At 51.5% G+C, this 10,370-nt stretch carries 9 protein-coding genes; 5 read left to right on the forward strand and 4 right to left on the reverse strand.

What is annotated here, in order from left to right; all coding sequences use genetic code 11:
* From D477_RS21525 to gmd, 4 genes are all read right to left on the reverse strand, one after another.
* On the reverse strand, positions 1-139 hold a 139-nt coding region (locus tag D477_RS21525; RefSeq protein ID WP_272943804.1), incomplete at its 3' end, for a sugar phosphate nucleotidyltransferase.
* Positions 140-228: 89 nt separating this feature from the next.
* Entirely contained in the window at positions 229-1,407 is a 1,179-nt protein-coding gene (locus tag D477_RS00715; RefSeq protein ID WP_005266233.1) for a DegT/DnrJ/EryC1/StrS family aminotransferase, read from the reverse strand.
* 9 nt (positions 1,408-1,416) lie between these two features.
* Positions 1,417-2,355 carry an NAD-dependent epimerase/dehydratase family protein gene (locus tag D477_RS21530; RefSeq protein WP_081608409.1) on the reverse strand — a complete coding sequence of 313 codons (939 nt, stop codon included), beginning with the start codon at positions 2,353-2,355 and terminating at the stop codon, positions 1,417-1,419.
* 21 nt (positions 2,356-2,376) lie between these two features.
* Entirely contained in the window at positions 2,377-3,390 is a 1,014-nt protein-coding gene (gene gmd / locus D477_RS00720) for a GDP-mannose 4,6-dehydratase (protein ID WP_043845065.1), read from the reverse strand.
* 241 nt (positions 3,391-3,631) lie between these two features.
* Here gmd and D477_RS21535 point away from each other — a divergent pair, with 241 nt between their 5' ends.
* The 5 genes from D477_RS21535 (at position 3,632) to D477_RS21550 (ending at position 9,696) form a co-directional block, all read left to right on the forward strand.
* Complete coding sequence (locus tag D477_RS21535; RefSeq protein ID WP_081608410.1) at positions 3,632-4,690, forward strand: glycosyltransferase; 1,059 nt, start codon at positions 3,632-3,634, stop codon at positions 4,688-4,690.
* A 99-nt stretch (positions 4,691-4,789) separates the two neighbouring features.
* Complete coding sequence (locus D477_RS22090; RefSeq protein ID WP_150109922.1) at positions 4,790-6,208, forward strand: hypothetical protein; 1,419 nt, start codon at positions 4,790-4,792, stop codon at positions 6,206-6,208.
* On the forward strand, positions 6,196-7,347 hold the full coding sequence (locus D477_RS21540; protein ID WP_081608411.1) for a glycosyltransferase: 1,152 nt from the start codon (positions 6,196-6,198) through the stop codon (positions 7,345-7,347). Before D477_RS22090 ends, D477_RS21540 begins: the two co-directional genes overlap by 13 nt.
* Positions 7,340-8,458 carry a glycosyltransferase family 4 protein gene (locus tag D477_RS21545; protein ID WP_190273486.1) on the forward strand — a complete coding sequence of 373 codons (1,119 nt, stop codon included), beginning with the start codon at positions 7,340-7,342 and terminating at the stop codon, positions 8,456-8,458. The genes D477_RS21540 and D477_RS21545 overlap by 8 nt, the downstream gene beginning before the upstream one ends.
* A 26-nt stretch (positions 8,459-8,484) precedes the next feature.
* Positions 8,485-9,696 (forward strand): oligosaccharide flippase family protein, encoded by a 1,212-nt coding sequence (locus tag D477_RS21550; protein WP_005266245.1) that lies wholly within the window; start codon positions 8,485-8,487, stop codon positions 9,694-9,696.
* Positions 9,697-10,370: the final 674 nt, after the last annotated feature.

The raw sequence follows: 10,370 nt of genomic DNA on the forward strand, positions 1-10,370 counted from the left end.
GCCGCGCATACGTGGCCCGGATCAGCGTACTGCCCGACCCGGTCAGATCATGCAGGAACTTCGGCGCCGCCGCCCGCGACAACGGCCACAACCGCGTACCGACGCCACCGGCCGGAATCACACCGTAAAACCGCTCCAGTACTCCGCTCGATTTAGCCCGCAATTACTCTCCCCTAGACGATGCTCTGCAAGGGATTTATTGCACTTGACAACGAAACCCCTAGTCGATTAAAGCATGTCGGTTATAACACCGTAGAGCTTGTCAATTTGAGCATGAATTGGAAAATGATGATTTCCAACGAAGAGTCCGTCGACGTGAATCTTGTCGGCGGCAGGTAGGGCCCTGGGTACCGACGCATCCAAATACTTCATAACAGGATTCAACGTGAAGTTTCCCGCAACGATGGGCCGAGCCTCGATGCCCGCCGCAGACAGGGCTTGAACAACGTCGATTCTTCTCCCTGCAAGACGACCTTCCAAAACTAGCGAGAAACCAAACCAACTACTCTGTCCGGTTTCCTTCTGAGTCCTAATATCAGGACACTGAGCAAACGTCTTCAAGAAGTACTCCGCATTCTCGCGCCTGCCAGCCAGAATGGACGGAAGCTTAGAAATCTGCCTTATTCCAAGAGCCCCGGACATCTCTAAAGGACGAACGTTGTACCCTGGTAAAACAAACCGAAAAAGATCATCGAATTTATTTCCGGTTTTATTGAAAACATGGTTTACGCTCGGCAACTCACGTGTCCAGCCATGTGCTCGCAGGGAAACCATCATCTGAGCGAGTTTTTCATCATTCGTTAAGAGCATGCCCCCTTCCATGGTGGAGATATGATGAGAGAAAAAGGTACTGAACGTGCCTATTTGACCGAATGTCCCTGCATAGCGGCCGTCGAAGGTCGCTCCCATGGATTCACAATTGTCTTCCCACACGATTAGCCCATATTTGTCGGCCAGACGCTCAAGTCTGTCGAAATCCTGAGGGTTGCCCAAGAGGTTAACAGCGAAGACCCCCTTGGTCTTGGGAGTAATAGCTTCTTCCGCCAGCGCGAGGTCCATGTTCAGCGTGTCGATGTCTATGTCGACAAATTTCAACTTGAGTCCATACTGCTGGAGTGGGAAGTATGTTGTCGCCCATGAAACTGCCGGCACCAGAATTTCATCACCTGGCCCAAGGCCTTGGCGGTCGTCCAATACAGCACTTGCAATCGCAATCAGATTCGCGCTGCTGCCCGAATTGACCATCACGGCGTGCCGCGAGCCAAAGGCTTCCGCAAACTGTTCTTCGAATTCGCGAACCTTAGGTCCCATGGTGAAGCGATCGCTGGCGATAACTTCGCCTATCGCGACATACTCATCATCATCCCAAGATGATGTAGCTAACGGATACGTATTGTCGTCAAACAATGGACTTCCCTACTTTAGATCCGATTTTTCTATCTGGCTGAGCATGTGACTATAAGTCTGTACTAGCCCCTCATCTATGGAAGTCTTTGAAGACCAGCCCATGTCCCTAGCGACTGCAGAATTGAGCAATCGACGCTGCACACCAACCGGCTTGGAGGTGTCGAAATAGAAATCTCCCGAATAGCCGACAATCTCACTAACTAACGTATAGTATTCCGAAACTGAATAATCATCACCGCATCCTAAATTGACCCAAGACGGCCAATCCTGAAGATGACCGATCTGAGTCACAAGCCAGTCCGTCACATCGGGTGCATAAGTGAACTCGCGCCTGGCTGTCCCGTCGCCCCAGACAGATACCGTAGCGGCATTGTTTACGACGGCATCATGCAACTTCCTGAGGGCAGAGGCAATAAGATGAGGATGTTGTGATAAGAAATGATCATGAGGTCCGTAGAGATTAGAAGGTAAAACGGATCTGTAGGACACGCCAAATTCTTTACTCGCGTACTGGCAGAGTTTCATGCCGGAGATCTTTGCGAGAGCGTAGGGCTCGTTGGCGGTCTCCAATTTCCCGGATAACAGATCATCCTCTTGGAAAACCGCCTCCTTTTTGGCGGGGTAGGCAGCGGCGCTCGAGATGTATAGGAATTCCCCTACGCCAGCGTCCAGGGCGGCTTGGATTGTATTGGCGTCAATGATGTTGTTCTGGAGCAAAAAATGCATGGGATGGTCGAGTTTTTCGACAATCCCGGCAACTTTTGACGCCGTGTGTATCACGGTATTGGGACGCACATTGTGAAGCAAACTTCGTACAGATTGGATATCTGTCAGGTCACAATCAGAACGAGCGACCGCGATCAGTTCGTCATGCGGGCGCAAAAGCTGCCAAGAGTTCCGAAAGTTTCGGCCAAGCATTCCTTCTGCACCTGTTAGCAGTACCTTCATGTAACTACACCCCGGCGCTTTTTAGTTCGTCTGTACGGAATCGATGTAAAGGCTGCCCTCTGATTTCAATGCTTCGAGGTCTGCTTCAACCATTATCTTCGCAAGGCGAGGAGTTAGAACGTTTGGGACCCACTTGAGATCTTCTTGAGCCTTAGAGGGATCGCCAATCAACGCATCAACTTCCGTCGGGCGCAGGTACCTATCATCGAACTTTACGTACTTCTGCCAATCGAGCCCTACTGCACGGAAAGAAAAGTCCAGAAAATCTCTGACGGTATAAGCTGTGTTGGTGGCTATGACATAGTCCTGAGGTACGTCGTGCTGTAGCATTCTCCACATCGCCTCTACATATTCCGGCGCGTAACCCCAATCTCTCACCGCGTCCAAATTGCCTAGGTAGAGTTCGGATTGAAGCCCTGCCGAGATTCTCGCCGCGGCGCGGGTAATCTTCTTTGTGACGAACGTTGCTCCACGACGCGGAGATTCGTGATTGAAAAGAATCCCGTTACAGGCAAACATTCCATAGGCTTCCCGATAATTGCGGGTAATCCAATAGGAATAGACTTTCGCAACACCATATGGAGAACGAGGGTAAAATGCCGTATTTTCGTTTTGTGGCGGAGGGGCAGCCCCAAACATTTCCGAACTGCTGGCTTGATAGAAGCGGCATTTTGCGCCGCTGGAACGAATGGCTTCCAAAAGGCGAGTCGTTCCCAAGCCGGTAGTTTGTCCAGTAAATTCAGGTTCGTCAAAGCTCACACGCACATGTGACTGTGCTGCCAGATTATAGACCTCGTTAGGTTGGATCTCTTCCAGTAAAGCTACCAAGCGGGACCCATCAGTCAGATCGCCAAAATGGAGTTTGAGTCGCCGCTGGGGGTCCTGCGGTTCTTGGTAAAGATGATCAATGCGTGCCGTGTTGAAGCTTGAGGATCTGCGAATGAGGCCGTGGACTTCGTATCCCTTTTCGAGCAACAGTTCGGCAAGGTAGCTACCGTCCTGGCCCGTGATTCCGGTAATTAACGCGCGCTTCATCGTAAAGTCACCTCAGTACAGTCGATATTCTTGTGTGGACGGTCTTGAAGAACATCGGCCAAGACTCGCCGACGACTCTAACATGACCATTGCTGTGGCGGTCGTATTGATGAAGCTCCCCTTACAGCTGTTTTGATAAGCAGTTGGCTTGAAGCAGCGATCAAGAAATCATTGGTTCAATAGCTGCGCTATATGATGGTGAGGGCCGGTGTGGGCCGAACAGCGACGAAAGAACTGAAGTATGAGCAAAGGTAACGTGCCGGCTCCTGTGCACATAGTAGAAGTGGGCGGGAAGGGTGGTGTCTTTCAACACAGCTTGGCAGTGGCTCTCTGCTTGGTAGACGCTGGTGTACGGGTTACCTTACACACGGCATCTGATGCAGAATTGTCGCACCCAAGGCTTAAGATCTGCCCATGTTTCGATTGGATGCGTGATGCAAAGCGGTTGCGCGGTCCTCGGATTGCTGGATTATATCTTGTCAAAACGCTGCCACATATAAACCGACTTGAAGGACAAGTTTGGCTTCAGGGTCTCTTTAAGATCCCGCTGACCCTGCTGTCGATACTCCTATTGCGTAACCGCAAGGATGGCATCGTTTTTAGTCCGCACACTCTTTTCGCCAGGCACGGAGGTCGTTTTCAGCAGCGGCTACTTGACACTTGCCTTCGATTAGCAAAACGCATAGTTGTATATAATTCTGACGACTATGAAAGGCTGTCCCATTTAGGGCAGAAAGTCAGGCTCGCTCCTCTCCTGATGCACACCCCCAGTGTCGAACGTGACAAGTTGAACTACTGGAAAGCTAGGATTCCTAACGACAAACCTGTAGTATGTTCGGTCGGTCAAATTCGCGGTGACAAGAATCTAGACATGCTAGTTGAAGCCGCAGCTGCAGCAGGGGTTCATCTGGTCATAATGGGGCCCGATACAGGTGCTTTGGCCAGCGTTCAGAATAAGATCCTTTCTTATAGTCATGAGGTTGCCTCGGTATTTGAAGGATACTGGCCACTCGAAGATATGGCGGCTGTTGTGGCAGTGTCTGGAGCGGTTGCTTTGCCCTACAGCGTAGCCAGTCAGTCGGCAGTCGCGGTCCTCGGAAGAGCTTATGGTGCCACGGTGTTCGCTTATAACGTTGGTGGCCTGGCCGAGCAAGCTGATGTCGTAATACCGGACCTGTCTGCGTCATCGTGGGCTAAAGAACTTCGTAACAGCATCCAACTCTGTCATCGTGAACCGGACGGCACCCCAGAACCTCCCAAGGACGCTGAGTCGCAACAGCTGTTGGAGGCACTCCGGTGAAGAGATGGACCTTTGCAGTAGAGAAAAGCGTGTACGGTCCCGAAGGAGTGTTTCAAATAGCAATAACTAGTGCCTCGCCGCCACCTCAAAGGGGACTTCATGCGCAACCTCGAAGCTAGGCGCGGGGCAGGGGCCGCTGCTGGCAGGCCGGGGACAGCAAATCAGCACGGACTCAAAAGGCAAAAGGTGCTGACTGTAGCGAAGTTTGTCCTTTGCGGCGCCATACCATTAAGCGGGACACTCCTGTCGGGATATGGGCTCGTGGGTGCAGCCGGCATAACGACGGCCGTGTTGGCGATCATATGTTGTAGCTTGAGCGTTGTAATGGCAAGGCTTGAGAATTCGGCCCGTCGATTCTCTCTCATTATCGACACCGTAGTTTTTCTGGTGATAGCAATCGCCTCCTTGGTCTTTGTGGCGATGTTGAACAGCCCGGAAGATACAAAACTGTATCGATTGAATTTTCCTAGATACTTAGGAGAGCTTGACTTCGTTCCAAGTTTTGTCGTGCTTCTATGGGCTTACAGTTCGAGCGCTCTATTGTCACCGATAATGCCTGCCGCATCCAGGCCGAGTCCGACACCCGAAATCCGCCAATACTTTACTCCACGGGCTGCCACTGTGATGGCCGGAATGGGCGCCATTGGGTTTCTATTCGCCTTTTCGAAATCAAGAATGCAAGAATTTAGCACCCGCGGAGAAGCCAGTGGAAATGGCCTGGAAAGCCTGCTCTACTGGGCAGGAGCTGCCTTTGTTGCTTACGTAATTCTGCATTGGCGAAAGGGGGATCAGCGCTTTTTTGTGGCTTGTGCAGTTTTCTATGTAATTGCGCTTTTCTTAACTGGTAATAGAAGTCCACTTGCACTTGTAGCAGTTTCTTTCCTACTACGTGCAATCTCGTCTACGAACAGAAAAACTGTCACAGCCATCGCTGCATCATTCCCCGCGCTGCTCTTGACCTTCTCGTATCAATCCACATGGCGATCTATGGTCAGCCGTGGTCTTCCCGCGGGTCCCTCCGATGTCCTACATACAATCTTCCTCGATCCGATGCGATCGTTTTTGGGCTTGGGCTTGGACACAATCGATGGTCACGTCCTAAGCCGTTACGTGGTCTCGACTGGGTATGACGCTCAATGGGCCGACCCCTTAGTGGCATTACTTAATTTTATACCGCGCCAGATTTGGCTGGATAAGCCTGATCTGCTGGGATCGCAAATAGGGCGAGAATATCTAGGATTGTCGGCGGGGGGAATATTTCTATCGGGTCCTGGATATCTGTCACTAGTTTCAGGATCGGTTATCGGCGGTGTGATTCTTTTCGTAGCTATGGTTTACGCGCTCAAGCTGCTTGTGTGTATGCGGCACATAGATAAATTAATTGTTTGCGCTGCCATATACCTTGTTGCAAGATTCTCGGTCGCCGGCGACGCTTTCGACATATTTCTCTCGATTCAAGTTGTCGTTGTATTTGTTCTTGCAAGAATATTTGGAAGAGTAATTCCATGGTTAAAGTAGTGATATTGTCAACAGCTGACATGCAGGCTGCAGTTTGGACTAATAAGCAGCATTTGGCCCAGAGATTGGCTGACCATTTCGAAGTCGCATATGTCGAATCTCTCGGCTTAAGGACTCCGACTTTTAGCAGATCAGACGTCAAGAGAATTATGCGGCGCCTCGCGGGTATAAAGCAGAAGGGTGCCGAAAGCGGTTCTCCGGTCAAAATTATCCGTCCGTGGGTGTTGCCGATCCATACCAATCGATTTGTGCGCAGAATAAACGCTATCACCCTGCAAGCTCAATTTAGGAAAATTTTGAAGACCATGGACGACGGATTTGTTTTATGGTCCTTTTCGCCCATTACATACGGAATTGAACGATACGCCAAATCTGTTGTATATCATTCTGTAGATTTGCTACACGAGATTGATGGATTGCCTAAGGCCCTCCTTCTCGACGCGGAGCGTCACCTTATACGTCGCGCCGATCTTGTTGTAGCTAGTAGTCGTATGGTGAAAGAGCATTTGGAAGTTTCCGGTGCGAAAAGCGTTGAGCTGTGGGAAAACGTCGCAGACGTGCGACTTTATCAACAGCCGTCAGGTGCAGTGCGAATGAAGAAGGCAATATTCGCCGGGAACATGACGCCTAGTAAAATTGATGCTCTATTAATGCTGCGACTGGCGGAGGCCGGTGTCCCTCTCGTTTTAGCTGGGCCCATCGGTGTTGACGGAACCGAACCTCAGGGCAGTTTTCTTGAACTCGTTGAGCATCCGAACGTTGAGTATGTCGGAAACTTGGAGCCGGCGCGACTCGCTCACTTAATGAGCTCTTGTTGTGTTGGTATTATCCCCTATTTACAAAATGGGTACACTAGGGGCGTCTTCCCAATGAAAGTTTACGAATACCTGGCAGCTGGACTATCTGTCGTTTCCACGCCGCTACCTAGCCTCAATGAGGTAAACGACCCATCGATAAAGATCGCAACCGAGAGCGAGTTCGTAGCGTGTGTGTCGGCAAGCTTAGTTATTGACAAAGAAGCGATAGCGGAGCGTCGAGTGAGATCAAACGCGTTCTCTTGGGAAAGCAGGACCAGACAAGCGGTTTCGGTTATACACACTTTGGAGCGCACCAATGGAAATAATCCACCTGTTGTCTGAACACGACGAGCTTTCGTCGAGGAATGGTTCCGCGATATTGACCGTGTGTCGTGAACTGAGCGCAGCAGCTGCTCAACGTTCGATTCGATCTTGGATCGGCGGGGGCAGCGATAAGGTCAATGATCTCCCCGCCGCAGTTGGAGTGTTGTATAAGGCGCGGGCAGTACGCCATGAGCGGTTGGTACGACTTTTGGACAAACTGGCAAAGTTTACGGTCGGACGATCTTTTTCTGCTCCTCGTTTGGAAAGCGAGGATGGTCTGACCCCATCCGACGTGTTTTGCCACAACCAGCCTTGGATTGCCCGGACCGTAAGAAGTTCTTATCCCAAATCTCGTGTTCATCTGTATGTACACAATCGGATTCTCATGGGTGCACCGCCTGCTACAGTACGTCGCGTTCTCCGACAATTCGACACCATTATTTGTGTCAGTAACTTTATTGCTAGTGATCTCCAGAGACGCGCCGGTATCGACCGGAACCCTCGCAGCGATCAGTACCGTTTTCGCACCGTCTTTAACGGCGTAGATATCAAGAAATTCGAACAGAGGTCGGAGGATAATCAACCTGTAGACATCGTGTATGTCGGACGAATTATTCCAGAGAAGGGTGCACACGTTCTCAGCCAAGCGGTTGCAGATATCGCTGCAAGCAGAAAACTCCAGGTTCGGCTAGTCGGAGGGCATTCCTTTCTACCTTCCGGGGAGTTGACCGACTATGAGAAATCAGTACTCCGCACTTTGAAGATGCCCAATATCACCCTGCACCATACCGGTCCGGTACCGCCCAGCCGGATCCCAGGGCTAATAAACAGTGCGAAGATTGCAGTTGTGCCTTCTGTTTGGGATGAACCTTGTGCACTCGTTTTTCTCGAGGGCATGGCCAGCAGCGCGGCAGTTGTGGCGACGCGAGTTGGGGGCCTCCCGGAGGTTGGAGATAAAGCCGGTGTTAGGTTTGTGAACAGAGGGGACCCAATGGACCTCAGCCGGGCCATTCTCGAGCTTTTAGATAACGGTCTAGCACGTGCTCATAGTGCTGACAGTAGTCGCGAATGGGCTCGAGCCCGGCCTTGGGCTACCGTTTTCGATGACCTAGTTAGGGCGGTCTCTTGAAGGTAGCTGCCGCATTGCCTTGGTCAATGTTACGTGGATGGCTTGCCTACGGTTCCGTACCAATAGTCGGATTGATTACCGCACCCATTCTGGCGAGAGCTCTCGGACCGGAAGGTAGGGGACAACTGGCTGCAATGCTGCAGCCCTTGACCGTGGCCGATGCGTTTGCTGCACTTGGCGTGCCAGCTGCGATCACCTTCTACATCGCTAGAGGACATTCGGTTAATGACATCGCCCGCGTCCGTAATGTCATGGTTCTTAGTTCCCTGGCAGTCGTGGGCACTGTACTTTGGTTTTATTCGGCCGCTATTGCCGCCATGACCAACATTGACCGCTTTCTCATTCTGTTGCTGTGGACGAGTATCATATTAGGGACCGTTATATCGAACCGCCGTGCCACTTGGCAGGGGCAACGCATTTACGGCCCTCTTGACGCAGAACGATTCTCATCTGCGATTATCAGGCTTGCACTCATCGTTCTCGTCGCGGTCTTTGGAATTCGATCTGCTTATCCGTATGCTCTGGCATACGTAGGTGCGGGATTGTTGGCGGGGATATGCCTTTCCCAACTCTTCGTGCGGCTGAATGAATCAACGATGCGCACAGAGCGCGTCCGTCCATCTGCGTTCGTAAAGTATTCCGTCCTTGCTAGTCTCGGCACGATCTCAGCGACTCTAAACAACCGCCTCGATCAGGCTATTCTGCCAGCAGCTGTCTCCGCCTCGGAGCTTGGACAATATTCAGTTGCCGTCACGGTGGCGGAAGTTCCCTTCATCCTCATGATCGTCATGAACAGGAACTTACTAGCCGAATCTAGTGGCGGGCAGGAACGGAGCGTGCTCACTCGGACTGCTATTCTTGGCTTCGCCGGCATCGGCTTGACTAGTCTGACGCTAGCGATTATGTCGCCATGGGCAATACCACTAGCATTCGGTGATTCATTCGGTCCCGCAGTTCCTGTCACTCAGATTTTGCTTCTCGCTACGTGTTTTGGAGCAGTTTTTAGCTGCATCGGCGTTGTTCTTTCGGGAAGAGGGCATCCAGGCCTTGGTGCCTTGGGGGCAGTGAGCGCCACGGTTATGACTGTGCTTCTACTATTCCTTGCGTGGCCTGCGCTGGACATCCATTTAGCCGCATGGATAGCTGTCGGCTCGCAATGTGTCGGGGCCGTTGTAGCGGTCCTGGTTCTAATTTCAGAGCTAAGGGGTAGGGGAAATGAAAATAGCCATTGCTCATGATTATTTACTTCAATTTGGTGGTGCTGAGCGCGTGGTTGCTACTTGGGCCGGCAAATACCCAAATAGTAAATTGCACACGTTGGCTTATCAGCCGGATGGACGTTTTCCGTTTTCGATGAGCGAAATATATGTGCGGCACGCTCGGACAAATTCTTCTCCGAAAAGATCAATTACTTTTTGCCTGTACTGCCCTCAATCTCGCGCGGCGTTAGAGTAGCGCAAGGAGACGTCGCGCTAGTCTCGACAAGCGGCTGGGCGCACATGTTCACTTTCGACATGCCAACGGTTGCTTATGTTCACAGTCCCGCGAGGTGGCTCTATGCTGTCGATGACTATAAGAACAAACTCGGGCCTGTCGGAAGAATCGGGCGTGGCATGGCGGCACCATACCTTCGCGCTAAAGACCGCCAGGGGATGCAGAGAATGGGTCTCTTGCTTAGCAATTCTAGGGTGACTCGAGACCGTATATGGAAGGCCTACGGCGTCGACAGTGAAATAGTCCATCCACCCGTTCATAGAATTGAGGTCGCTGGACAACCGCCTATCGCACGCATTCCGGAGTCGTTTGCCTTGGTCGTCACTCGCAATCGAGGCTATAAGAACGTCGGACTAGCGGTAGAGGCGGCGCGGATAGCTAAATTGCCGCTCGTTATTGTCGGTAGCGGGACTGAAAG

The sequence above is a fragment of the Arthrobacter crystallopoietes BAB-32 genome, assembly GCF_000328305.2.
In the GTDB taxonomy this organism is placed as follows: domain Bacteria; phylum Actinomycetota; class Actinomycetes; order Actinomycetales; family Micrococcaceae; genus Crystallibacter; species Crystallibacter crystallopoietes_A.